Genomic DNA, 21,957 nt, shown 5'->3' on the forward strand with positions numbered 1-21,957 from the left:
CCTCGCCCTTTAGGGCGGGAGGAGGTCAGTCAGACCAGCTTCTTCTCCTTCAGGACTTTTTCCATCCTGTCCATCGCTTCCTCAAGCTTCTCGTAGGCTGTGGCGTAGCTTATCCTTATGTAACCCTCGCCGGCCTTTCCGAAGGCACTTCCGGGGACGACGGCAACCTTAGCCTCCTTCAGCATCAGCTCGCTGAACTCCTTGTCGGTGAGGCCGGTATCTTTGATGCGCGGGAAGATGTAGAAGGCGCCCTTTGGTTTAACCGTCGGCAGGCCCATCTCGTTCAAGCGCTTCCAGACGAGGTTCCTCCTCCTGTCGTACTCCTTCCTCATCTCCTCGACGGCCTCCCAGCTCCTCGGGTCATCGAGGGCCTTCGCAGCGGCGTACTGGACGAACGTTACTGGACAGGTGGAGTTGTACATCTGGAAGCGGGTCATCTTCTCGATAATCCAGTCAGGGGCGGCGACGAAGCCGAGGCGCCAGCCGGTCATGGCAAAGGTCTTGGAGAAGCCGTTGACGGTTATCGTTCTCTCGAACATGCCGTCAAGGGAAGCGATGCTGTAGTTCTTAACGCCGTCGTAGACGAAGTGCTCGTAAACTTCATCGCTTATGACCATGAGGTCGTGCTCCACCGCGAAGTCGGCAATCTCCTCGATGTCTTTCTTCGTTAGAACGGAACCCGTGGGATTGTTGGGGGTGTTTATGATGAGTGCCCTCGTTTTTTCGGTGACGTGCTTCTCAAGGTCGTCAACGGAAAGGCGGAACTCGTTCTCCTCGTAGGTCGGAACCTCAACGGGCTTTCCGCCGGCGAGGACAACGGCTGGAGCGTAGCTCACGAACATCGGAGAGGGTATCAGAACTTCTTCGCCGTCCTTCAGGAACGTTGCGAAGCCCATTATGAAGGCCTGATTTGCACCAGTGAGTATCATTACCTCGGTTTTTGGATCCGCCTCGATGCCGTTCTGCTTTTTGAGCTTTCTGGCAACAGCCTCGCGGAGCATTGGCAGGCCGGCGTTGGGGCCGTAGTGGGTGTAGCCCTTATCGAGGGCCTCCTTGGCATACTCTTTTATATGCTCAGGAGTGTCGAAGTCCGGTTCGCCGATTCCGAGCGAGATTACATCTTCCATTCCGGCAGCCAAATCGAAGAGCTTTCTAATCTCAGAAGGGTTGACAAGCTCAAGTCTGTCGCTCAGCGCCATGAACATCACCGAAGGGTCTTCGTGTCGATGTTTATAACCTTACCTCAACGAATAGATGTACATTAAAACGCAGAAAAATACATTAAAGCACGGCTCAGCTGAGCTGGCCCGGCAGTCCCCTCGCGAAAACCGCGAAGCCCCCCACAACAAGAACGTCCAGCTTCGCGTTCCTGAAGGTCTTCAGAGCGTCCGCTGGAGAGCAAACTATCGGCTCGCCGTGCATGTTGAAGCTCGTGTTCAGCACCGCGCCGATGCCAGTTTTCTTGTCGAATTCCTTAATTATGCGATAGTACGTGGGGTTAATTTCCTCCCTTACAGCCTGGGGCCTCGTCGTCCCATCAACGTGCACAACCGCTGGAGCGAGCTTTCTAAACTCTTCGCTCGCGGTGTAGCTCATCGTCATGAACTCGTTGGGCCTTCCTCCAAGGTCTTCTAAGTATTCTTCGGCCCTTTCCCAGAGCATCGACGGCGCGAAGGGCTGGAAGACGTCCCTCCTCAGCGCGACGTTGAGCCTCTCCTTCACGCTATCGTCGCGCGGGTCGGCCAGGATAGAGCGGTTGCCCAGGGCTCTCGGCCCGAACTCCATTCTTCCCTGGAAGAGGCCGACAAGCTTTCCTTCTTCCAAGGCGTCTGCAACGAAGGATGGAACATCGACCTCCTCGTACTCGACCCCTTCGCTTCTCAGGAAGTCCTCAACGTAATCCGGCCCGTATCCTGGTCCGAGGTAGACGTGCTCGAGCCTGAAGGGCTTCCACTTTCCGTCCAGCCTCTCCATCTGGGCCTTGACGAAAACCGCCGCCCCGAAGGCAAGGCCGCCGTCGTCCATAGCTGGGAAGACCCACAGGTTATCATCGCCGAGAACGTGCCTCAGAACGGCGTTTGCCTTGACGTTCTGGGCAACTCCACCAGCGTAAGCCACGGGAAGGGCACGGTTTTTCAGCCTGAGGCCCAGCTCTTCAATCAGCTTTTCAAGGTGGGCCTGGGCGCTGGCCGCTATCTCGATGGCCTTCTTCTGCAGCACTCCGTCGAGCTTTCCGCGCTTCATCTGGTTCGCTATCTCCTTTGCGTGCCTCAGCGGGTAGTCAAAGAGTTCCGCCAGCTTTCTCGTGGCTTCGACGCCGATGACGCCGAGGTGGTTCTCAAAAGTTAAACCGTTAAGCTCGATTATCGCGCTCAAATCGTACTTTGGCCTCCCGTAGGCGGCTAAGCTCATCACTTTGCCCTCGTGGCGCATGGGCTTAAAACCCAACAGCTCGGTAACCGAAGCATAGAAGTCGCCGAGGGAGTCAACGTAGGTGCTCTGGGCTATCCTTATCATCTCGCCCCCTCTCGCGACGTAGACCGACGAGCTCAGCCCGTCGCCGGCGGCATCAATGCTCACCGCTAAGGCATCCCGCCAGCCGGAGGTGTAGTAAGCCGAAGCGGAGTGAGCTAAGTGGTGTTCGACGAAGAGGACCTTCCTCTTGAAGTCCGGCCCAAAAACGGCCCGGAGGTTGGTTTCAAGCTCCTTAAGGCGGGCAAGCTTTCTGAAAACTCCGGCAACAGCTATTATTTCAACGTCCTCCGGAGAGGCGTTCGCCATTTCAAGAACCTTTCTTAGGCTAAGCTCTGGAAAACCGCGGTATTTCTTGACCCTGTTCAGGCGCTCCTCGTTCACGGCGAAGAGCCTATCTCCGTCTATCAGCACCGCCCCTGCGTCGTGGCCGTCGTGTATCCCGAGTATCATGGGAGCGCCTCCCGGGTTGTAGTTTACCCGTAAGTAATTTACTCAGGAGTAAATTACCCAAAAGGGAAAGAGAAATCAATAAGTCCTCGCGAAGCGCGCGATGAACTTTGCCTCCCTGCCGCAGACCGGGCACTTCTTCCCTTCTGGTGCCTTAGCTGTCTCCTCCGGGTAGGGGATGCCCAGCATCTTGGCGTCCAGTTCTTCCTCCATCTTGAGGCCGCACTCCTCCTCGCCACACCAGGGAATCTCCACGATTCCGCGCCTGTTCTCAAAGACTCCTTTTGCCTCCTCAATCGTGTCAACGCGCTTGATGTGGCTCTCGAGGAACTCCCTGGCGCGGTTGTAGAGGTTCTCCATTATCTCGTCGAAGGTTCTCCTGACGGCTTCAACGATCTCAGCCCTCTCAACGACCTCCTTCGTGAGGGTGTCGCGCCTAGCTATGACGGCTTTTCCGCCCTCAACGTCCTTCGGGCCGACCTCTATCCTCACCGGAACGCCCTTCAGCTCCCAGTCGTAGTACTTCCTGCCCGGCCTTATATCGCGCTCATCGACGTGGACGCGGATTCCGGCGTCCCTCAGCTCCTCCGCTATCTCCCTCGCGTAGGCGAAGACGTCCACCTCTGCATCCTTCTTCGGAATCGGGACTATAACCACCTGAATCGGCGCTATCGTCGGGGGCAGGACGAGGCCGTTGTCGTCGCCGTGGATGGCCATGACGGCAGCCAAAAGGCGCTCGCTCATTCCGAAGGTCGTCTGGTGGACGTACTCATGCTCGCCCTCCTCGGTCTCGTACTGGATGTTATATGCCTTAGCGAAGTTCTGCCTGTAGTTGTGCATCGTACCTATCTGGAGCGTCCTGCCGTCGGGCATCATGACCTCCGCGCCGAGGGAGTAGTAGGCCCCGGGGAACTTGTCCCAGTCCGGGCGCTTGGAGACTATGTACGGAATCGCGAGGAACTTCGCGAGCCTGTCGAATATCTCAAGGTCCTCCCTTATCTGCCTCTCGGCATCCTCATAGCTGTCGTGGGCTGTGTGGGCCTCAAAGAACCGGCTTATCTCCCTCACGCGGATGAGCGGCCTCGTATGCTTGGTCTCGTAGCGGTAGGTGTTGACTATCTGATAGACCTTGAACGGAAGGTCCGCGTGGGAGCGAATCCAGAGCGAGAACATCGAATACATTGCCGTCTCGCTCGTGGGCCTGAGGATGAGCCTGACGTCGAGCGGATCTAAACCGGCATGTGTGACCCAGTAAACCTCGCCCTCGAAGCCCTTTATGTGCTCCGCCTCCTTCTGGAACTCAGTTTCGGGGATGAGCGCGGGGAAGAGAACCTCGTCATGGCCGGTTCTCTCCATCTCGGAGTGTATAAAGCGCTCGATGTTGCGCATGATTTTGAGGCCGTAGGGGAGCCAGATGTTCATCCCCTTGACCGGATAGCGCTTGTCCTGGATTCCAGCGGTCTCGATAAGCTCGTTGTACCACTCGCTGAAATTCTCGCTCCACTTTTCCCTCTTAACTTTACCCCCCATCTGCACCACCTAAAGGGAGAAACCGGAAAAGTTTTTAAGTTTTCCCGGAGGTGGCCCGGCTTTTTGACAAACCGTAAAGGAAAACCTTATTAGGGTCGTTTCGATAAGCGTCTTAAGGTGATAACATGAGGCCAAAGGTAGCGGTTCTTTTTAAGATGAAGAGCAAACCGACCGAGGAGCTAAAGAAGTACGCGGACGTCGAGTTCATCCTCTATCCGACTGTTGAAGAGCTCAAAGAACGCATAGGAGAGTTCGACGGCGTAATAATCTCGCCCCTCAATAAGCTTCCCCGTGAGGTCATCGAGAGGGCAGGGAGGCTGAAGGTCATAAGCTGTCATTCAGCTGGCTACGACCACGTTGACGTGAAAGCGGCAACAGAGCGCGGGATTTACGTTACCAAAGTTTCGGGAGTTCTGAGCGAGGCAGTTGCTGAATTCGCCGTCGGCTTGACCATTGCTCTCCTCAGGAAGATCGCATACACCGACAAGCTCATCCGTTCCGGCAAGTGGGAGAACCAGGCGATTATATGGAGCTCTTTCAAGGACGTAGAAACGGTTTACGGCAAAAAGGTGGGAATCCTCGGCATGGGCGCCATAGGGAAGGCGATAGCGAGGAGAATGAAGGCGATGGGAACGGAAATCCTCTACTGGTCGCGCTCGAGGAAGGAGGATGTCGAGAAGGATGTTGGTGCAGTTTACAAACCGCTGGAGGACGTCCTGAGGGAGAGCGACATAGTGATCTTAGCGCTTCCCGCAACGCCCGAGACCTACCACATTATCAACGAGGAGAGGATAAAGCTCCTCGAGGGCAAGTATCTGGTGAACATTGGAAGAGGGACCCTCGTGGACGAGAAAGCTGTAGTTAAGGCCATCGAGGAGGGCAAACTCAAGGGCTACGCCACCGATGTCTTCGAGAAGGAACCCATCCAGGAGCACGAACTCTTCAAGTACGAATGGGAGACCGTCTTAACGCCCCACCACGCTGGCCTCTCAAAGGAGGCGATGGAGGACATGGGATTCCAGGCGGTAAAGAACCTCCTCGCGGTTCTGCGTGGCGAAGTTCCGAAAGACCTCGTGAACCGTGAGGTTCTTAAAATCCGCCCGCCCGAAGAAGTCAAGATGCTCTGAGGCGGTTGAGATGCTAGTTGAGGAGCTTAGGGAGATTACACGGATTCCGGGTATTTCCGGCTATGAGGAGAAGGTCAGGGAAAAGCTCATCGAGTGGATAGAGCCCTACGCGGACTACACCGTTGACACCATCGGGAACCTCGTCGTCGAGCTCGGCGAGGGCGAGCTTAAGGCCATCTTCATGGCCCACATGGACGAGATAGGTCTGCTCATCACGGGAATAAGGCCCGATGGGAAGCTGACCTTTAGAAAAATCGGGGGAATAGACGACCGCCTTCTGTACGGAAGGCATTTGGACGTCATCACTGAAAACGGGAAGCTCGACGGCGTTATCGGGGCACTTCCGGTGCACCTCAACCTTGAGCGGAAGTTCGACACGGTTCCGTGGAGCAAGCTCGTCATAGACATAGGTGCGGAGAGCAGGGAAGAAGCTGAAAAGCTCGGCGTTAAGGTTCTCGACTACGCGGTCTTCAAGAAGCACTTCGCGGTTCTGAACGACCGCTACGTCTCGACCCGCTCGCTGGATGATCGCTTCGGCGTTGTGGCGCTCGTTGAGGCAATCAAAGACCTCGTTGACCACGACCTCGATGGGCGCTACATCTTCGCCTTCACCGTCCAGGAGGAGATAGGCCTCAAGGGCGCGCGCTTTCTGGCGGAGAAGTACTCGCCCAAGTACGCCTTTGCAGTGGATTCTTTCGCCTGCTGTGGTGACTTAACCGGCGACGTCAGGCTCGGCGGGGGCGCTGTGATAAGGGCTGTAGACAACTCGGCCATATACACCAGAGCCCTTGCAAGAAAGGTCGCTGAAATCGCCCGCAGGAACGAGATTCCTCTCCAGGTCGGCGTTACCGGCGGTGGGACAGACGCGTCAGTCTTCCAGCACAAGAGTGAAGTCTTGGCTTTGAGCGTGCCCATCAAGTACCTCCACAGCGAGGTCGAGACGCTCCATTTGGCTGACCTTGAGGCACTGATAAAGCTCATCGAGGCAATAGCGTTTGAGCTTTAGTCTTTTAACCCCTTTCAATTCCATGCTTGGATGGAGATGAAACAACGAGAACAGTGGAGGTGGTCGTTTGCTTAAATACCTGGGCTACTTTGGCGTTGGAATCTTCATCGGAATCCTTGCGGCGATGTTCGGCCTCGGCGGGGGATTCCTGGTAGTGCCTACCCTCAACTTCCTCGGCGTCGAGATACACCACGCCGTTGGAACTTCGAGCGCGGCGGTTGTCTTCACATCGCTCAGCTCGGCCATAGCCTACCACAGGCAGCGCAGAATCCACTATAAAGCCGGTCTCCTGCTCGCTTCAACCGCCGTGGTCGGCGCCTACATAGGCGCGTGGGCGACGAGCTACATAAGCGCCTCCCAGCTCAAGGTGATCTTCGGTATAGTCCTCTTCCTCGTTGCGATAAGGATTTACAGGAAGAAGAGCGCCGAGCCGCACGAGGTCAGGCTTGAGGACGTAGAGCTCGACTACAGGCTTATCCCGGTTGGCGGCTTCATAGCGGGAATAGCCAGCGGGCTTTTAGGCATAGGGGGAGGAGCGATAAACGTGCCGTTTCTGACGGCGATGGGACTGCCAATCCACTACGCGGTGGCGACTTCAAGCTTTGCAATAGTCTTCACGGCAACGAGCGGGGCTTTGAAGCACTACATGATGGGCAACGTTGAGGTGGAGTGGCTTCTCCTCCTCGTGCCGGGCCTCATAATCGGAGCCCAGCTCGGTGCGAGGATAGCGAAGAGAACCAAAGCTTCCTCACTCGGCAAGGCTTTCGCCGTTGTTCTGGCCTTTCTGGCCATCAGGATGGTGCTCAAGGGGCTTGGCTTCGCGGTTCCGTGAGTTCCTTCCCCTTCTGATTTTTACGTAAATCACCAGGAGCGTTGCTGAAACCGCCAGGGAGACGAGCCACGCAACGATAAGGGGCATGTCGTAGGAGTAGTAAAACCCGTCCAGTCCTTCTACAAAGATATAGATTATCATTGGAAAGAGCAACATCAGGGCCAGCAAAAGCCCGATAAAGCCTCCGATAATGAAAACAAGAATGTTTGAACTCCCGTAGCCCATCTCACCCCTGATAAATCCCTCTGCCCAGTAGTCGAGGAGAATCGTGAACGTGCTCAGAATTCCGGCACCGAGGGGATGGATGGGCCTCAGTCTCTCCCTTCTCCACTCAATTATACCGTAGGCAGTTATGAGGATGAGAAAGGCTCCGGCACAACTCAGCCACGTGGAGAGGTCTTTGTAAAAACCGTAGGGAGCGTCCCAGTTGGCGAAGGTTATTGCCCCTGGCTGGGTGAGGGTAAACGCCAGACTGACGAGGAGCCAGTAGAGAACAACTCTGTGTTCCATAATCAAGGTTATCATTCAATCCACAAAAGACTTTCGTCAATTTTTTAAGAGTCCTACCTAATCCACCCCTATGATCTCCTATTTCATCGATTTTATCCTCGGCCTTGGCATTGGCTTCATTGCAGGTTTACTCGGCGTCGGTGGCGGCTTCCTCATAGTGCCGACCTTAGTTCTCCTTGGGGAGCCGATACACCTGGCGATAGGCACGAGCTTGGCCTGCATAACGATAAGCGCCCTTGCATCAGCTTACACGCATCTCCGCAGGGGGGCGGTTCTCTTCAAGGTCGTCCTCATAAAAGAGGCCTTCTCAGTACCTTTCGCTATAATCGGGGCCTACCTTTCCGCGGTAACGCCCGAGCGGGCGCTTCGGCTTATCTTTGCAGGTCTTCTACTTTACCTGACGTACACCCTCCTGCGAAGCGGGGGGAAATCCCTCCAGGAGTCCGCTGGGGAGGTGAACTACCTCCGCGTTCCGATCGTTGGAATCCTCGCTGGTTTGACGAGCGGCCTGCTCGGCATAAGCGGAGGAATCCTGAACGTTCCGCTGTTTCACACCTACGTTGGTATTCCGATGCGCTACTCCGTCGGAACCTCAAGCCTCTCTCTGTTATTCACTGCCTTAGCTGGTACCATTGCCCACTACCGCCTCGAACAGGTTGACGTCAATATGGTCCTCCTCCTTGCCCCGGGCCTCATGCTGGGGGCGCACTACGGTGCTCTAACCGTCCACAGGGTTGAACCGTCCCTAATAAGGCGCCTGTTCGCGGTTCTGCTCGTGATAATAGCGCTTAAGATGCTCCTGTGAGCGAAGGTGTTTAAAGGGCAACGTCCAAGTTCAGCCGGTGGGAGAATGAACGAGCTATTCGAAAGGGTGAAGGAAGAGTACGGCGTTGAGATACGCGATGAGAACGACATGACTAACGCCTGGAAGCTGGTTGAGGCCCTCAAGGAGAAGGGCTGGGTGGTCTACATCATCACCGCCAAGGGACGGGAGCAGGTCGATGCATGGCACCCCTCCTTCGGGTCCTTATTCGCCCAGTTCGGCGAGAATCCAAACTTTGGAAGCGTTCTGGAGGGCATTTGCAACATAGCGCTCCTTGTGAAGGAGCTTGAGAAGAATGGAACGCTCTGAAACGTTCGTTTCACCGAAGTCCTAAAATAAGATGTGGGCCTCCCTACATCGGTGATGCCCATGAATGGGATGAAGGGCCTTGCACTGGCCCTGGCAGTGTTGCTGCTTGGAAGTTTGATGCCCCTCGGACTGGCCAAGAGCAACGGCACCGCCTCCAACAGCACCGGGACCTATACTGGAATGCTTGACAACAGCACCAGGGAGATGGTTATAGCCGGCAACCTCGTTGAGAAGCTCCAGCACCTCAGCAAGTTAGCGGAAGATAAGATTGAACCTATAAAGGACAAACTTCCCGAGAACTCGAGCATACTGAAGAACTACGGCCTCGCCGAGGAGTTCAAGGACAGGGCAATCGAGGAGTACAACGCGGGCGACTACCACAACTCCATCCTCGACAGTCTCACAGCAATGCACTACTACCGGCTGGCACTCGAGGGGCTCAAAGAAGGAAAGGAGAAGGCTCAGGACATCAGGGAGCACATCCGCATGGAAGTGGAGAGGCTCCAGGAATACTTCAGGTTCGTCGAGAAGACCATCAGAATCGCAGAGAGCAGGGGTATAGACGTTAGCAACCTCACCGGGCTCTACAACGAGACAAAGGAAGCCTACGGAACGGTCCTTGAAGAGCTGAATGCGGGGGACTACGAGAAGGCGAAGGCCGACCTAGAGGTGGCCCAGGAGAAGAAGGCCCTCCTCGACGAGGAGCTAAGAAAGGTAAGGGAGGAGTTGGCCTACAAGAACGCCGACAAGATTGTCAAGGACTTCCTCGTGAAGGGAGAGAAAGGAATCGAGATGGCAGAGAAGGCCATTCAGCTCGGTCAGGAGAAGGGCTACAACGTCACCGAACTCCAGGAGAGGCTCAACGCCTTCACGGCCGTCTACAACCAGGTTAAGGAGCTGGCCGATGAGGGCCAGTGGGAGGAGGCACTGAGCGTCATGCAGGAGAACAGGGAGACGATTGAGGAGTTCCACAAGGCGATAGAGTTCATAATGAGGAAGGTTCACGAGAGGGAGCTCCAGGAGAAGCTTACGGACATGAGGGCGTTCCTCAGGGAGATGAATGAGAGGATTCAGAAGGACGCGAGGGCCCTCAGAGAGCTCAAGGGGCAGGGTGTTGATACCCGCAGGGCAGAGGCTCAGCTTAAGGTCGCTGTCCAAGAGCTAAAGGTAGGGGTTGAGCTGCTCAAGGCTCAAAAGCCAGCAGGGGCTAGAGCGCACTTTGCAGTGGTGCTGGAGATGCTCCGCCGCGTCGACGAGTTCATACTAGCCCACTCCTGACCTTTCCTTCTTTTTACGGAGGGATGTTAATGAAGGGGCTGAAATTGTTTGTTATCCTCCTGCTCGCGCTCATTCCAGTTGCTCATCTGGTTAGCGCTTATACCGTCTCTTCCCTCATTCTGACCGTTTACGGGGACGGTTACGTTGAGGTAAGCTATGAGATACTCCCCGATGATTATTCATCTCAAATCGTCCTCCCCCTGCTTGGCTCCTACTATGAGAACGTTATCGTGGAGGATGAGAACGGTGAGCCCCTGAACTACCGGCTTGAGAACGGGACGCTGCTCATCTACAACAGGTAGCGCGGAGCTGGTGAACGTCACCTACTACACCCCCGATCTGACCTCCAAGGAGGGAATTGTGTGGACGCTGAGCGTTTCGTCCAACGAGTCCTTCACCGTTGTGCTCCCTGAGAGCGCGATAGTCGTTGACCTGAGCGACATCCCGCTTGAGATAGCCGGAAACTCAATCACCATGCCGCCAGGGAACCAGAGCATTTCGTATACCTTAGAGGGGAGAACGACAACGTCCGGAACCGGCGGAGCTGGAGGGGAGCCAACCGGGGGCTCAGCTACCGTTCTCTTTGTCATCGTGGCTATCGCCCTCGCCGTGGGGGCTGCTTACTTCGGGCTGAAAAAGAAGTCCGGAAGCTTCGGCGGCAAGATGCCGACGAAGGAAGAATTTGAGGCAAAGCTGGCCAACCTCGACCTCACAGAGGAAGAGAGGAGGGCCCTGCTGTATCTGTTTGACAAGGGCGGAAAAGCGAGCCAGGCAGAGGTCAGAGAAGCGATAGGTCTGCCGAAGACGACCGCCTGGAGGATGTTCAAGCGCCTCGAGAGAAAGGGCCTCGTGAAGATACTGAAGGGGAAGAAAGAGAACTGGGTGGAGCTCAGGTTCTGAGCTCCCTCACCTTATTCTTGAACCAAGCTTTATTTCTTTGTCTGGCATGAGCAGGGCGACGTTCTCTCCATCGTCGGCAGCGAGGAGCATTCCCTGGCTCTCAACGCCGCGGAGCTTCTTGGGCTCGAGGTTCGCTATAATGACGACGTAGTGGTTGAGCAGCTCTTCCGGCTTGTAGTACTTCTTCAGCCCGGCGACGAGCTGCCTGACCTCGTCTCCGAGGTCGACCTTTACCACGTAGAGTCTGTCGGCGTTGGGGTGGTCCTTGACCTCGATTATCTTTCCAACCCTCAAATCAAGCTTCGCAAAGTCGTCAAAGCTTATGTACTCCATCTTTTTACCCTCCTTTTTTGCATTCTCCTTCTTTCCGGGAGATTTGGCCTTTTCGGCCTTTCCACCTTTTACCTCGGGAACCTCCTTGTAGATAGCCTCAAGGAGCGCAAGGGCTTCCTTCTTTCTCTCCTCACCGAAGCGCTCGAGGATGACCTTGAAGACGTCATCCTTCTTGTAGTACTTCTCAAGGAGCAGTTTGGCACTCTCGGGGTTGCCCCTTCCTATGTAGTTCACGATGAAGTGGATTATCTCCTCGTCGGTCACCTTCCTGAACATCGGGAAGGCCTTCCTGACGCGGTGGCCAGCTTTAAGCTCGCTGAACTCCCAGCTCTTTGACTCCTCAAGGTTGAGGAGGTGCCATATCTTCTCGCTCGCGTCCGGTAGGAACGGCTCGAGGAGGATTCCAAGGGCCTTGACGATCTGGAGCGAGACGTTCACTGTCGTTGCCGTCCTCTCGCGGTCGGTCTTGGCAGTCTTCCAGGGCTTCTGGTAGTCGAAGTAGCGGTTTCCGAAGATTGCCAGCTCCATAACGCGCTTAAGGGCATCCTTGAAGCGATAGTTCATTATAAGCTCGCCGACCTCTTCAAACGCCTTCTCAATCTCCTCGAAGGCTTGCCTGTCGAGGTCGTCGAGCTCTCCCCTCTCCGGCACAATGCCGTCGAAGTACCTGTTCACGAAGGTCATTGCACGGTGCACGAAGTTTCCGAGGTTGTTGACGAGCTCCTCATTTATCTTACTCTTGAAGTCGGCGAAGTTGAAGTCGCTGTCCCTCGTTTCCGGCATTATGGCTGTGAGGTAGTAGCGCAGGTAATCTGCAGGGAATGCATCCAGGAACTCGTGGACCCATATCGCCCAGTTCCTGCTCGTCGAGAACTTCCTGCCCTCGAGGTTGAGGTACTCGTTGGCCGGGATGTCGTAGGGCAGGTTCCACTCTGCCTCGACTTCCTCATCCTTGTATTTGCCGTAAGCCATCAGGAAGGCGGGCCAGAATATCGCGTGGAATGGCACGTTGTCCTTGCCGATGAAGTGGATGACCTTAGTCTGCCCGTCGAGGTTGAGCCAGAACTTCTTCCACTCGTTTTCCCTTCCTTCCCTCTTCAGGTGCTCGATGGTGATGCTGATGTAGCCTATCGGGGCCTCGAACCAGACGTAGAGGACCTTACCCCTGACGTCCTCTTCGTCGAGCGGAACCGGGATTCCCCAGTCGAGGTCGCGAGTCATGGCCCTCTCTTCAAGCCCCTCGTTTATCCAGCCGAGGACGGTGTTGCGAACGTTCGGTTTCCAGTGCTCCTGGCTCTCGACCCACTTCTTGAGCCTCTCCTGAAAGTCCTGCATTTTTATGTAGTAGTGAGCCGAGCCCTTGAAGGTCACCGGGTTGCCGCAGATGTTGCAGCGCGGGTTGATGAGTATCTCAGGCGTGAGGGGATGGCCGCAGACCTCACACTGGTCTCCCCTCTGGTTTTCCGCTCCACAGTAGGGGCAAGTTCCGATGACGTATCTGTCCGGCAGGAACATCTTGTCGTGCTCGCAGTAGGCCTGCTTGCTGACCTTCTTAACGAGGTGGCCGTTTTCGAGCGCCTTTAGAAAGAACTCCTGGCTGAGCCTGTAGTGGACGGGCAGTTCAGTCCTTCCAAAGAAATCGAAGCTTATCTTCGCCCTCTCGAAGGTCGTCTTTATGTGCTCGTGGAACTCATCGACGATCTCCCTTGGGCTCCTACCCTCTTTGAGCGCGCGGAATGTTATCGGGGTTCCATGCTCGTCGGTTCCGCAGATGAAGAGCACTTCCTCGCCCTTGAGCCTTAGATAGCGCACGAAGATGTCCGCTGGAAGGTAAGCCCCGGCGAGGTGTCCCGCGTGAATCGGCCCGTTAGCGTAAGGTAACGCCGAGGTGACCATGTACCTGACCATTTTAACCACCGTCCGCCAATGATTCTGCTCCCTTATAAGCCCTGCGGGTTTTAAACATTACGGTGAGTTATTAAGCGGTGGAGAAAATATGTAGATTTTGATATAAAATCACTCCCCAGTGAGATTCTTCAACTATTACGAGGGGACTTCTCCTTCAGCTCGAGGAACTTTTTGAAGACCCCGGCTCGACGAAGACGAGAACCCCAGCGGTTATAACGCGGTTGGCACTGGCGGTCATGCCGCAGCCCACAGGCACCACCCTAAAAGTTTAAGACGTTGGGGCTGATTTGATTTTCGGTGTGAAAAATGAAATCCCGCGTCATAGAGCGCTTTAAATTTGAGGCCGCCCACGCAGTCGTCATAGATGGCCAAGCGGAGGAGATACACGGACACACCTTCCGGCTTGAAATAGCCGTTGAAGGTCCGCTGAGGAACGGCTACGTCATCGACTTTCTCCAGCTGAGGGCGATCGTTGAGGATATCCTCGAACAGCTCGATCACAGAAATCTAAACACGTTCTTCGATAATCCGACGACGGAGAACATTGCCCTCTGGATTGCCGGTGAGGTTGAGAAGAGACTGCCGGAGGGGGTTAAGCTCCACCGCTTGAGGCTCTGGGAGGGCGACGAGAACGGGGTTGAGTTTGAGTTCTGAAAAAAATTCTGTTTGGAATACAACGGTAAAAAGTTCTTCGGCCCTTTAACCCTCTCTTGGTCGGGGTGAATCGGCTCTAACTTCCTTCACGCTTTCAACCATCGCCACGCCGTTCTTAGAGCCGTTCAGGTCGATCTTTCCCGGAAGCAGGGACTTAACTGGAATGGCCTTTCCCTTCTCCTCTGTTGGAGACCAGTCTATCAGGTCGCCCTCTTCCACTTCAAGCGTCCTTATCAGTCCGACCGGGCCCTCGATGATGTACTTCGCGGCCTTCTTTGGGGAGTAGAGCCGCCACTTTTTGGCCCTCTTGAAGTCCACAACGCGCCTCGCCGAGTCCAGCCAGATGACGTCTATCTCCGAGAGCATGAAGAACATGTGAATCGAGGCGTTGGCCTTTGTTTCAGCTGGCAGAACGAAGACTAGGGCGTAGTTGATGTTCTTGGCCAGCATTAACCCCCTGAAGCGCTTGAAGAAAGTGTCCGCCATCCTGACGGGCCCATGCCAGACCCTGCCCTTGGTCTCGTTGGTTATCATGGTAAGAAATGGAGGGGATAGATTGATAAGGTTTTGGGAGGGAAGAAAAAATCAGAGCTCCCCTGCCTTGGCCTTTTCCCCGATCTCAAAGCCTTTTTTGAGGGCTCTTTTGTTTATCTCCTCCGTGCCCTTCGGGACCGTGTCGAGGACGGCCTTCTCAATTGCCTCCTTGCTTACAACGTCTGTCCACGCCGTCAGAATTCCGAGGGTCAGGATGTTCATGGTAAGGCTCAGCCCGGTGGTCTCCTCGGCTATCTCTGTCAGCGGGAGGGCTATGACGTCAAGCTTCTTCTCGAACTCAAGATCACGGTGGGGAACGAGATCCTTCTCGATTATCACCTTCGCACCTTCCTTAACCGTGTGGAGGTACTTGCTGTAGGCCTCCTGGGAGAAGAAGACCGCGTAGTCCGGCTCAAGAGTCTTGGGGTAGTCTATCGGCTCGTCGCTGATGACCACCTCCGCCTTACTTGCACCGCCCCTTGACTCTGGGCCATAGCTCTGCGTTTGGACCGCGTAGAGGCCCTCATAGACGGCAGCGGCCCTTCCGAGGATGACACTCGCTAATATGACTCCCTGGCCGCCGAACCCGCTGAAGAGAACTTCCTTTCTCATTCTTCCCACCCCATCATCTTCTTGGCGCGCTTCTTATAGGCCTCGTACTCCCTAACCAGTCCGGGCCTGTCCCTGTCGGCGAACTCACCGATGACTATCTTGCCCTCGAGCTCTTCCGGCGGCATCTTCTTGGCCTTTGCGAGCGGGACGGTTATCTTCTGGTACCAGCGGAGCAGCTCTGGCGAAGTCTTCATCCTGTTCCTCCTTCCGAAGCTGATCGGGCACGGCGAGAGGAACTCGACGAGCGAGAAGCCCTCCTTCTGAAGGGCCTTCTTTATGCTGTTGATGCCCTGGAGGTAGTTGAAGACGCTCCACCTTGCCACGTAGTTGGCTCCAGCCGAGACTGCTAAATCCGCTATGTCAAAGGGGTTCTCAAACTGGCCGTAAGGGGCGGTGGTGCCCTTGAGCCCCTTGAGGGCCGTTGGTGCCACCTGTCCACCCGTCATTCCGTAGGTGAAGTTGTTGATGAGTATCACCGTAACGTCGAGGTTCCTCCTTATGGCGTGGATGAAGTGGTTTCCGCCTATCGCAGCGGCATCGCCGTCGCCCATGAAGGCGATTATCTTGAGGTCAGGGTTGGTGAGCTTTATCCCGGTAGCGAAGGCCAAAGCCCTCCCGTGGGTGGTGTGAAGGCCGTCGAAGTTCACAAAACCAGGAACGCGGGAGGAGCAGCCTATTCCGCTGACCCACACTATCTCATCCTGGTTGAGGCCGAGGTCGTCTATCGCGCGGAGCGTGTACTGTAACGCCGAGCCTATTCCACAGCCCGGACAGAATATCGTCGGAAGCATGTCCTTCCTCAGGTACTTCTCGCGGATCTCGTAAGCGGGCTTCAGGTACATCATCCCACCACCCTTTCAACGATCTCCATTGGAGTGTGAACCTCACCGCCTATCTTCGATATCAGCTCGACCTCTGCCTTTCCGTTTGCTCCTTCCTTAACGAGGTGGTAGAGCTGTCCGAGGTTCATCTCCGGGACGTATATCTTCTTCACGCGCTCCGCCAGTTCTTCGATCATATCGAAGTCGAAGGGCCATATCGTGTTGAGCTTGAGAAGTCCCGCCTTAACACCGCGCTCGCGGAGTATCTTGACGGCCCTTACGGCTGAGCGCGAAACTATTCCGGTTGTAACTATCGCTATCTCAGCGTCTTCAAGCTCGTAGGCGTCGTAGGTGATTATATCGGCCTTGTTGCACTCCAGCTTGTCAATGATTCTCTTGATGAGCCTCTCGTGAACCTCAGCATCCACGGTTTTCGGCCTCCCGCGCTCGTCGTGGGTGAGGCCGGTCACGTAGGTGCGGTAGCCCTTTCCAAAGACGGGCATCGGCGGGACGCCGTCGCCGTGAATGTCCCCGAAGGGGTACTTCGCCTCCTCCTCGTTTGCCGGGAGCTTCCTGTTGACGATTTCAATCTCATCCGGGTTCGGGATGTGAACTCTCTCGCGCATGTGGGCTATCTCGGCGTCGGTGAGCAGAACGACAGGGGTTCTGTACTTCTCGGCGAGGTTGAATGCCCTTATCGTGAAGTCAAAGGCCTCCTGGACTGTGGACGGGGAGAGCACTATGAGGCTGTGGTCGCCGTGCGTTCCCCATATGGCCTGCATTATGTCGCCCTGTGCCGCGAGCGTCGGCTGGCCGGTGCTCGGGCCTCCACGCTGGACGTCAACGATGACTATCGGCGTTTCAGTCATTATCGCGTAGCCTATGTTTTCCTGCATCAGAGAGAAGCCCGGGCCGCTCGTTGCGGTCATCGCCTTCGCCCCTGCCCAAGAAGCACCTATTATCGCGGCTATGCTCGCTATCTCGTCCTCCATCTGTATGCTAACCCCATCGACGAGAGGCATGTAAAGGGCCATTGCCTCGAATATCTCGCTGGCCGGTGTAATTGGATATCCGGCGTAAAACCTGCAGCCGGCAAGGATAGCCGCCCTCGCTATGGCCTCATCTCCTTGAATGAAGTCAGATTTTCCGACGGGAAACGGGTATCTCATTTCAATCCCTCCTCAAATCCGGCTCTAAAAGCCCTGATGTTTATCTCCTCAGTCCCCTTGGGGACACGCCTCCTTATCGCTTCTTCAACGTTCTCCTTCTTCACGACTCCGGTCTTTGCAACGAGATATCCAAGGGCCACCATGTTCACCGTCAGGGCAAGTCCAGTTGTTTCCTCGGCGAGCCTCGTGAAGGGGGCACCTATGTAGTCCCTATCTGGCTTGACCAGGTCCGTGTCAATGATGAGCAGGCCGCCCTCCTTCAGCTCGTCCTTTACTGTGTCGTAGCCGAGCTGTGCAAGGGCCACGAGAACGTCAGCTTTAGTCACGATAACGTCGTAAATCGGCTCCTTCGAGATTATAACGTCAGCTATGGAATGACCACCCCTGCTGGCAGAGCTGTAGTCCTGGGTCTGGACGACGTTGAGGCCCTCTATGGCAGCGGCCTCCCCGAGGATGACGCCGGCCAGGACGACGCCCTGGCCACCTATACCGGCGAACCTAATCTGCATCTCTCACTCCCCCTTAAGCCCGAAGTGCTCCTGGACCTCATCAATCAGCTTGTTAAGCTCGGTAACGAACTCCGGCCTCTCCCTGTTGACGAACTCACCGATGACGAACTTACCCTCAAGCTCCTCCGGCTTCATTTTCTTGGCTTTGCTTACCGGCACGCTGTTCTTGAGGAACCAGCGGAGCATCTCGGCCGGCTCTTTCATCCTGTTCCTCCTTCCGAACTGGACCGGACACTGGGAAACGACCTCCACGAGCGAGAACCCCTTGACCTGAAGGGCCTTCTTGATGCTCTCTATGAGCTGGTAGACGTGGGCTGTAGTCCATCTGGCAACATAGCTCGCTCCCGCAGCTGCGACTGTCTCGCTTATGTTGAGCGGGTGCTCGATGTTCCTGTAGGGGCTGGTGGTGGTCTTTGCCCCAAAAGGAGTCGTAGGAGCAACCTGTCCGCCGGTCATGCCGTATATCATGTTGTTAACGAGGATGACCGTTATGTCGATGTTCCTCCTCGCGGCGTGGAGTAAGTGGTTTCCACCAATGCTCGCCAGATCTCCATCACCGCTTATGACGACGACCTTCTTGTCCGGCAGACCAACCTTTACTCCGGTTGCAAAGGCTATCGCCCTTCCGTGGGTCGTGTGGAGTGTATCAGCCAGGAAGTAGGGCGAGGCTATCCAAGCGGAACAGCCTATTCCACTTACTACCACCAGGTCCTTCGGGTCAATCTTGAGCCCGTCAACAGCGTTGGCAAAGGCGTTCAGGACGGTTCCACCGCCACAACCGGGACAGAGGGCCGTGGGAAGGGCCTCCTTCCTCAGATACTTGATGAGCGGATACTTGGAGTAAATCTCCTTGGCCATCAGGCAACACCCCTTATCTCGCGCAGGATTTCCTCAACTGTCAGCGGGACGCCGCCTATCTTGTTAACGCCCTTAAGCAGAACGTCGTCGTTGACAAAGCGCTGAACCTCAAGGATCATCTGTCCGAGGTTCATCTCGGCGACGAGGACTGCCCTGACCTTCTTTCCGAGCTGCTTCATCCTCTCACCAGGGAACGGGTGGACGGTCTTCGGCACAAAGAGGCCGGCCTTTATTCCCTCTTCCCTCGCCTTGAGAACCGCTCCGAGGGCCGGGCGAGCAGTTACACCCCAGCTGACCACAAGGATTTCGGCGTCGTCCGCGAAGTGCTCCTCGTACTTTTCGTAAACGTCTCTATTCTGTTCTATCTTTCTGTGGATTCTCCTGACAAGCCTGTCATGAACCTCAGGGGTGTAAACGTCCCTCAGTCCGTTCTCCTTGTGGGTTGAACCTGTGACGTGGGTGAAGTAGCCGTGGCCGAAAAGCGGCATTGGTGGAACGCCGTCACCGTGCGGGTCGCCGAAGGGGAGTCTCGCTTCCTCTTCGTTGGCAGGGAGCTTGCGGTAGGCTATCTCGACCTCCTCAACGTCGGGAATCCTTATCTGCTCCCTCGTGTGCGCTAAAACGCCGTCGAAGAGCACAACGACGGGCGTCCTCAGCTTCTCTGCGATGTTGAAGGCGCGAATGGTTTCCCAGAAGGCGTCCTGCCCGCTGGTGGGGGAGACTGCAACTATCGGGTGGTCTCCGTGGGTCCCCCACCTGGCTTGGAAGAAGTCTCCTTGAGCGCCCTTCGTTGCCTGTCCTGTGCTGGGTCCGCTCCTCTGGACATCAACGAGAACGAGCGGTGTCTCGGTCATCACGGCGTAGCCGAGGTTCTCCTGCATCAGGCTGAAACCGGGGCCGGCGGTGGCGGTCATGACCTTGAAGCCGGTCCAGGAGGCCCCAACCATCGCGGCGATGCTTCCAATCTCGTCCTCCATCTGGAGGTAGTAGCCGCCGAGCTTCGGAAGCTCCCTGGCCATCGTCTCGGCTATCTCACTCGACGGCGTTATGGGATAACCAGCGTAGAAGCGGCAGCCCGCGAAGATTGCCCCGTAGGCAACGGCCTCGTTGCCCTGCATGAAGTAGTTGCCGGGTTTGTAGAGCTTCTTTATGAGCCTGACCTGTTCAGGCTCGTCGCCGCGGATGATCATGCGTCACCACCTTACCGCGATGGCGAAGTCCGGGCAGAGGAGCTCGCAGAGCTTGCACTTGACGCACTTCTCGGCGTGAACCGGGACAGGGTAATGCACACCCTTTTCGCTTAGCTCTTTGCTCCACTCGAAGACCTTCCTCGGGCACATCTCGACGCAGATTCCGCAGCCCTTACAGAGAAAAGTGTCGACGTCGATTTCAACTATTCCCTCCGCCTTACCGACCACGAGGTAGCCGTTCTTTTCAACGGTGGTTTTCCCTTCGACATCTGCCATAACCATCACCCGCGATTTGCTAAACCCGTTTACGTTTGTCAACATTTAAAGGTTTCGTGGATGTCCAAAATTGAACATCAAAGAACCGCGGAGGGGGTTATAAACCCCGCGAAAAGAAAGCATGAAGATACATTCAAAAACGAAATAACTTCACCAGGTCACCAGCTGCCAGTCAAGGAGGCCGTTCTCAACTATGTACTCCCAGCGCTCGCGACACTCGGGCTTGAGACTCTCGATGTGGCTGAGATCCTGGGTGGCAGAGAACTTCTTTATCGCCCTTCCAATAACCCTGTCGTAATCGGTGAGGCAGTTGTGCGGTCCACGCTTTGAACCCGCTCCTACCGGATCGCTGAGAATTCTCTTCTCCGGGAACTTCCTCTTGGCCCAGATGAGAAGCTCAACCGCACTCCAGAGCCATGGCGGGCGGTACTCCCCTTTCTCCCAGAGCCTCTCATAGAGCGTCCCCTTCTGTATATCGGTTATGTTAATCGAGAAGGTATCGGTGTAGGGCTCGGCCTTGATTATGCTCTCCTTTGCGTCTCTTATCCCGTCCCTCTCGCTCAGGAAGATTGGCTTGAGGAGAAGGTAAGTTTTGACCTTCGCCCCGGCCTTGTGGACTATTTCAGCGGCCTTCACGAAGTCCGCGAAGGTGTTGCCCTTGTTGATGGAGATGTTGGCAATATCGTCGTTCGCGGTCTCCAAGCCGATGGCAACCTCAAAGTGCTTGTCCGGGACTATCTCGGCGAGCTCCTTAACCGCATCGTAGCGCACAAGCTCGCTCCTGCTCTCGATGACTATCTCCTCAACGTTGTCCATTTTTGCCAGAATCTCGAAGATTTTCCTCCTCGTCTCCGGCTTCAGCTCGCCGTTGTCGAGGAAAGAGCCCGAGGTAAACATTCTCACCGCGAAGGGTCCTTTCTTTCCTTCAATCTTCTTCAATGCCTCGCGGACGTAGTCCACTATCGCTTCTTGACTCCACTTTATCTTAGGCGCGGCGGTTGGATAGGCACACATGTAGCAGGCTTCCCCTATGCGGAAGCGGTAGCAGCCTATCGTTGGCAGGATTATGAAGAGCGCCGTTCCCGGCTTTCCGGCCACGTTGTCCTCACTCGTCCAGTACGTCATTTTCTCACCTGAAGGCCGCTGGTGGTTAGGGTTTTTAAAGGTGAGTGCTGGCGGAAGCTATTTATATCTGGTGGGCAGATTCCAAAATGGTGAGAGAATGGAAGTTGTGGTGAAGAGGATAGACCCTCAGGGGAGGATTCTCCTTCCAAAGGAGATTAGGGAAAAGCTCGGAGAGGAGGTAATACTCGTTGATCTCGGTGATAGGGTTGAGATATTGCCGAGGAGAAAGTGGGACCTTACACGGTTCTTCGACACGGTTGAGGTCGAGGAGCTGAAGGAATGGGAAGAGCTGAAGAAGGAGCTGTGGGAACGGTGAGGTTCATAGACGCCAACGTCTTCATATACGCCTTCCTCAAGCCTCGCAGAGAACCTCCAGATACCGTCAAAGCCATCAAAGAGAAAGCCAAAGGGATTCTCAGGAGGGTCAGCGATGGTGAAGAAGTCGTTACGACTGTGATCCACCTCAGCGAAGTGGCAAATGTCGTGGAAAGCAGAGCCGGAAAGGGGAAGGCAGCCGAAATCGTTCTTTCAGTGCTTACCTCCCAAAATATCAGGGTCCTTGACGTTTCAACTGCGGATTACCTCCGGGCGGCGTTGATCGCTGAGGAAAGGAATCTGGGGATAAACGATGCACTCGCATACCTTAAAATGCGGGAACTTGGTATTGATGAAATCTACACCTTTGACAGGGATTTTGAAAAGCTCGATGTGAAAATCGTGAGGGAGTAGCG

General features: G+C 55.5%; 25 protein-coding genes. 11 read left to right on the plus strand and 14 right to left on the minus strand.

Going from position 1 to position 21,957, the window contains the following annotated elements; translation table 11 throughout:
* Window positions 1–29: 29 nt before the first annotated feature.
* From A3L08_RS06685 to proS, 3 genes are all read right to left on the minus strand, one after another.
* The gene (locus A3L08_RS06685; RefSeq protein WP_088854279.1) at window positions 30–1,199 is read right to left on the minus strand and encodes a pyridoxal phosphate-dependent aminotransferase; all 1,170 of its coding nucleotides are present in this window, start codon (window positions 1,197–1,199) and stop codon (window positions 30–32) included.
* A 94-nt stretch (window positions 1,200–1,293) separates the two neighbouring features.
* Window positions 1,294–2,925 (minus strand): carbamoyltransferase family protein, encoded by a 1,632-nt coding sequence (locus A3L08_RS06690; RefSeq protein ID WP_088854280.1) that lies wholly within the window; start codon window positions 2,923–2,925, stop codon window positions 1,294–1,296.
* Between the two features lie 75 nt (window positions 2,926–3,000).
* Window positions 3,001–4,452, minus strand: coding sequence for a proline--tRNA ligase (gene proS, locus A3L08_RS06695; protein WP_088854281.1), 1,452 nt, complete (start codon window positions 4,450–4,452; stop codon window positions 3,001–3,003).
* A 125-nt stretch (window positions 4,453–4,577) separates the two neighbouring features.
* Here proS and A3L08_RS06700 point away from each other — a divergent pair, with 125 nt between their 5' ends.
* The 3 genes from A3L08_RS06700 to A3L08_RS06710 all read left to right on the plus strand — a co-directional run bounded on the left by A3L08_RS06700 (window position 4,578) and on the right by A3L08_RS06710 (window position 7,417).
* Window positions 4,578–5,579, plus strand: coding sequence for a 2-hydroxyacid dehydrogenase (locus A3L08_RS06700; protein ID WP_088854282.1), 1,002 nt, complete (start codon window positions 4,578–4,580; stop codon window positions 5,577–5,579).
* A 10-nt stretch (window positions 5,580–5,589) separates the two neighbouring features.
* On the plus strand, window positions 5,590–6,585 hold the full coding sequence (locus A3L08_RS06705) for a M42 family metallopeptidase (protein WP_088854283.1): 996 nt from the start codon (window positions 5,590–5,592) through the stop codon (window positions 6,583–6,585).
* A gap of 67 nt (window positions 6,586–6,652) precedes the next feature.
* On the plus strand, window positions 6,653–7,417 hold the full coding sequence (locus tag A3L08_RS06710) for a sulfite exporter TauE/SafE family protein (protein ID WP_088854284.1): 765 nt from the start codon (window positions 6,653–6,655) through the stop codon (window positions 7,415–7,417).
* Here the strand turns inward: A3L08_RS06710 and A3L08_RS06715 are convergent.
* Complete coding sequence (locus A3L08_RS06715; protein WP_198362101.1) at window positions 7,334–7,927, minus strand: hypothetical protein; 594 nt, start codon at window positions 7,925–7,927, stop codon at window positions 7,334–7,336. The two genes, A3L08_RS06710 and A3L08_RS06715, sit on opposite strands and share 84 nt — an antisense overlap.
* A gap of 70 nt (window positions 7,928–7,997) precedes the next feature.
* Here A3L08_RS06715 and A3L08_RS06720 point away from each other — a divergent pair, with 70 nt between their 5' ends.
* From A3L08_RS06720 to A3L08_RS06735, 5 genes are read left to right on the plus strand one after another with little or no spacing between them, the layout of a single operon-like run.
* Window positions 7,998–8,732 carry a sulfite exporter TauE/SafE family protein gene (locus tag A3L08_RS06720; RefSeq protein ID WP_088854285.1) on the plus strand — a complete coding sequence of 245 codons (735 nt, stop codon included), beginning with the start codon at window positions 7,998–8,000 and terminating at the stop codon, window positions 8,730–8,732.
* 45 nt (window positions 8,733–8,777) lie between these two features.
* A complete protein-coding gene (locus A3L08_RS06725; RefSeq protein WP_088854286.1) occupies window positions 8,778–9,059 on the plus strand; it encodes a hypothetical protein in 282 nt (93 codons plus the stop codon).
* A 60-nt stretch (window positions 9,060–9,119) separates the two neighbouring features.
* Complete coding sequence (locus A3L08_RS06730) at window positions 9,120–10,337, plus strand: coiled-coil domain-containing protein (RefSeq protein WP_088854287.1); 1,218 nt, start codon at window positions 9,120–9,122, stop codon at window positions 10,335–10,337.
* Between the two features lie 29 nt (window positions 10,338–10,366).
* Entirely contained in the window at window positions 10,367–10,639 is a 273-nt protein-coding gene (locus A3L08_RS10250; RefSeq protein WP_335755200.1) for a hypothetical protein, read from the plus strand.
* 10 nt (window positions 10,640–10,649) lie between these two features.
* Window positions 10,650–11,237, plus strand: a complete 588-nt coding sequence (locus A3L08_RS06735) for a helix-turn-helix transcriptional regulator (RefSeq protein ID WP_335755201.1) — start codon at window positions 10,650–10,652, stop codon at window positions 11,235–11,237.
* Window positions 11,238–11,243: 6 nt separating this feature from the next.
* On the opposite strand, the gene metG is transcribed toward A3L08_RS06735, so the two are convergent.
* Window positions 11,244–13,478 (minus strand): methionine--tRNA ligase, encoded by a 2,235-nt coding sequence (gene metG, locus A3L08_RS06740; RefSeq protein WP_088854288.1) that lies wholly within the window; start codon window positions 13,476–13,478, stop codon window positions 11,244–11,246.
* Between the two features lie 306 nt (window positions 13,479–13,784).
* Between metG and A3L08_RS06745 the strand changes: the two genes are divergently transcribed.
* Window positions 13,785–14,132: a 6-pyruvoyl trahydropterin synthase family protein gene (locus A3L08_RS06745; protein WP_088854289.1), complete on the plus strand. Its 348-nt coding sequence runs from the start codon at window positions 13,785–13,787 to the stop codon at window positions 14,130–14,132.
* A 45-nt stretch (window positions 14,133–14,177) separates the two neighbouring features.
* Here the strand turns inward: A3L08_RS06745 and A3L08_RS06750 are convergent, their stop codons facing one another.
* From A3L08_RS06750 to A3L08_RS06790, 9 genes are all read right to left on the minus strand, one after another.
* Window positions 14,178–14,666: a DUF192 domain-containing protein gene (locus tag A3L08_RS06750; RefSeq protein WP_088854290.1), complete on the minus strand. Its 489-nt coding sequence runs from the start codon at window positions 14,664–14,666 to the stop codon at window positions 14,178–14,180.
* Window positions 14,667–14,717: 51 nt separating this feature from the next.
* On the minus strand, window positions 14,718–15,278 hold the full coding sequence (locus tag A3L08_RS06755; protein ID WP_088854291.1) for a 2-oxoacid:ferredoxin oxidoreductase subunit gamma: 561 nt from the start codon (window positions 15,276–15,278) through the stop codon (window positions 14,718–14,720).
* On the minus strand, window positions 15,275–16,120 hold the full coding sequence (locus tag A3L08_RS06760) for a 2-oxoacid:ferredoxin oxidoreductase subunit beta (protein ID WP_088854909.1): 846 nt from the start codon (window positions 16,118–16,120) through the stop codon (window positions 15,275–15,277). The genes A3L08_RS06755 and A3L08_RS06760 overlap by 4 nt, the downstream gene beginning before the upstream one ends.
* Window positions 16,120–17,268, minus strand: coding sequence for a 2-oxoacid:acceptor oxidoreductase subunit alpha (locus A3L08_RS06765; protein WP_088854292.1), 1,149 nt, complete (start codon window positions 17,266–17,268; stop codon window positions 16,120–16,122). Before A3L08_RS06765 ends, A3L08_RS06760 begins: the two co-directional genes overlap by 1 nt.
* Window positions 17,265–17,777: a 2-oxoacid:ferredoxin oxidoreductase subunit gamma gene (locus A3L08_RS06770; RefSeq protein WP_088854293.1), complete on the minus strand. Its 513-nt coding sequence runs from the start codon at window positions 17,775–17,777 to the stop codon at window positions 17,265–17,267. The genes A3L08_RS06765 and A3L08_RS06770 overlap by 4 nt, the downstream gene beginning before the upstream one ends.
* 3 nt (window positions 17,778–17,780) lie before the next feature.
* Window positions 17,781–18,635, minus strand: coding sequence for a 2-oxoacid:ferredoxin oxidoreductase subunit beta (locus A3L08_RS06775; RefSeq protein WP_088854294.1), 855 nt, complete (start codon window positions 18,633–18,635; stop codon window positions 17,781–17,783).
* Window positions 18,635–19,825 carry a 2-oxoacid:acceptor oxidoreductase subunit alpha gene (locus A3L08_RS06780; protein ID WP_088854295.1) on the minus strand — a complete coding sequence of 397 codons (1,191 nt, stop codon included), beginning with the start codon at window positions 19,823–19,825 and terminating at the stop codon, window positions 18,635–18,637. Before A3L08_RS06780 ends, A3L08_RS06775 begins: the two co-directional genes overlap by 1 nt.
* Window positions 19,826–19,828: 3 nt before the next feature.
* The gene (locus A3L08_RS06785) at window positions 19,829–20,101 is read right to left on the minus strand and encodes a 2-oxoglutarate ferredoxin oxidoreductase subunit delta (RefSeq protein ID WP_088854296.1); all 273 of its coding nucleotides are present in this window, start codon (window positions 20,099–20,101) and stop codon (window positions 19,829–19,831) included.
* Between the two features lie 150 nt (window positions 20,102–20,251).
* The gene (locus A3L08_RS06790; protein ID WP_088854297.1) at window positions 20,252–21,226 is read right to left on the minus strand and encodes an archaeosine biosynthesis radical SAM protein RaSEA; all 975 of its coding nucleotides are present in this window, start codon (window positions 21,224–21,226) and stop codon (window positions 20,252–20,254) included.
* Window positions 21,227–21,323: 97 nt separating this feature from the next.
* Here A3L08_RS06790 and A3L08_RS06795 point away from each other — a divergent pair, with 97 nt between their 5' ends.
* A complete protein-coding gene (locus A3L08_RS06795; RefSeq protein WP_088854298.1) occupies window positions 21,324–21,542 on the plus strand; it encodes an MraZ C-terminal domain-containing protein in 219 nt (72 codons plus the stop codon).
* Window positions 21,506–21,955: a type II toxin-antitoxin system VapC family toxin gene (locus A3L08_RS06800; protein ID WP_335755202.1), complete on the plus strand. Its 450-nt coding sequence runs from the start codon at window positions 21,506–21,508 to the stop codon at window positions 21,953–21,955. The genes A3L08_RS06795 and A3L08_RS06800 overlap by 37 nt, the downstream gene beginning before the upstream one ends.
* The last annotated feature ends 2 nt before the right edge of the window (window positions 21,956–21,957 follow it).

Source organism: Thermococcus pacificus (assembly GCF_002214485.1).
In the GTDB taxonomy this organism is placed as follows: Archaea; Methanobacteriota_B; Thermococci; order Thermococcales; family Thermococcaceae; genus Thermococcus; species Thermococcus pacificus.

Coding starts and splice junctions, on each gene's coding strand:
- A3L08_RS06750 (WP_088854290.1), bottom strand. CDS start 14,666: ATGATAACCAACGAGACCAAGGGCAGGGTCTGGCATGGGCCCGTCAGG.
- proS (WP_088854281.1), bottom strand. CDS start 4,452: ATGGGGGGTAAAGTTAAGAGGGAAAAGTGGAGCGAGAATTTCAGCGAG.
- A3L08_RS06720 (WP_088854285.1), top strand. CDS start 7,998: ATGATCTCCTATTTCATCGATTTTATCCTCGGCCTTGGCATTGGCTTC.
- metG (WP_088854288.1), bottom strand. CDS start 13,478: ATGGTCAGGTACATGGTCACCTCGGCGTTACCTTACGCTAACGGGCCG.
- A3L08_RS06770 (WP_088854293.1), bottom strand. CDS start 17,777: ATGCAGATTAGGTTCGCCGGTATAGGTGGCCAGGGCGTCGTCCTGGCC.
- A3L08_RS06725 (WP_088854286.1), top strand. CDS start 8,778: ATGAACGAGCTATTCGAAAGGGTGAAGGAAGAGTACGGCGTTGAGATA.
- A3L08_RS06730 (WP_088854287.1), top strand. CDS start 9,120: ATGAATGGGATGAAGGGCCTTGCACTGGCCCTGGCAGTGTTGCTGCTT.
- A3L08_RS06760 (WP_088854909.1), bottom strand. CDS start 16,120: ATGTACCTGAAGCCCGCTTACGAGATCCGCGAGAAGTACCTGAGGAAG.
- A3L08_RS06790 (WP_088854297.1), bottom strand. CDS start 21,226: ATGACGTACTGGACGAGTGAGGACAACGTGGCCGGAAAGCCGGGAACG.
- A3L08_RS06705 (WP_088854283.1), top strand. CDS start 5,590: ATGCTAGTTGAGGAGCTTAGGGAGATTACACGGATTCCGGGTATTTCC.
- A3L08_RS06780 (WP_088854295.1), bottom strand. CDS start 19,825: ATGATCATCCGCGGCGACGAGCCTGAACAGGTCAGGCTCATAAAGAAG.
- A3L08_RS10250 (WP_335755200.1), top strand. CDS start 10,367: ATGAAGGGGCTGAAATTGTTTGTTATCCTCCTGCTCGCGCTCATTCCA.
- A3L08_RS06795 (WP_088854298.1), top strand. CDS start 21,324: ATGGAAGTTGTGGTGAAGAGGATAGACCCTCAGGGGAGGATTCTCCTT.
- A3L08_RS06715 (WP_198362101.1), bottom strand. CDS start 7,927: ATGGAACACAGAGTTGTTCTCTACTGGCTCCTCGTCAGTCTGGCGTTT.
- A3L08_RS06775 (WP_088854294.1), bottom strand. CDS start 18,635: ATGGCCAAGGAGATTTACTCCAAGTATCCGCTCATCAAGTATCTGAGG.
- A3L08_RS06785 (WP_088854296.1), bottom strand. CDS start 20,101: ATGGCAGATGTCGAAGGGAAAACCACCGTTGAAAAGAACGGCTACCTC.
- A3L08_RS06690 (WP_088854280.1), bottom strand. CDS start 2,925: ATGATACTCGGGATACACGACGGCCACGACGCAGGGGCGGTGCTGATA.
- A3L08_RS06765 (WP_088854292.1), bottom strand. CDS start 17,268: ATGAGATACCCGTTTCCCGTCGGAAAATCTGACTTCATTCAAGGAGAT.
- A3L08_RS06700 (WP_088854282.1), top strand. CDS start 4,578: ATGAGGCCAAAGGTAGCGGTTCTTTTTAAGATGAAGAGCAAACCGACC.
- A3L08_RS06800 (WP_335755202.1), top strand. CDS start 21,506: ATGGGAAGAGCTGAAGAAGGAGCTGTGGGAACGGTGAGGTTCATAGAC.
- A3L08_RS06755 (WP_088854291.1), bottom strand. CDS start 15,278: ATGAGAAAGGAAGTTCTCTTCAGCGGGTTCGGCGGCCAGGGAGTCATA.
- A3L08_RS06745 (WP_088854289.1), top strand. CDS start 13,785: ATGAAATCCCGCGTCATAGAGCGCTTTAAATTTGAGGCCGCCCACGCA.
- A3L08_RS06685 (WP_088854279.1), bottom strand. CDS start 1,199: ATGGCGCTGAGCGACAGACTTGAGCTTGTCAACCCTTCTGAGATTAGA.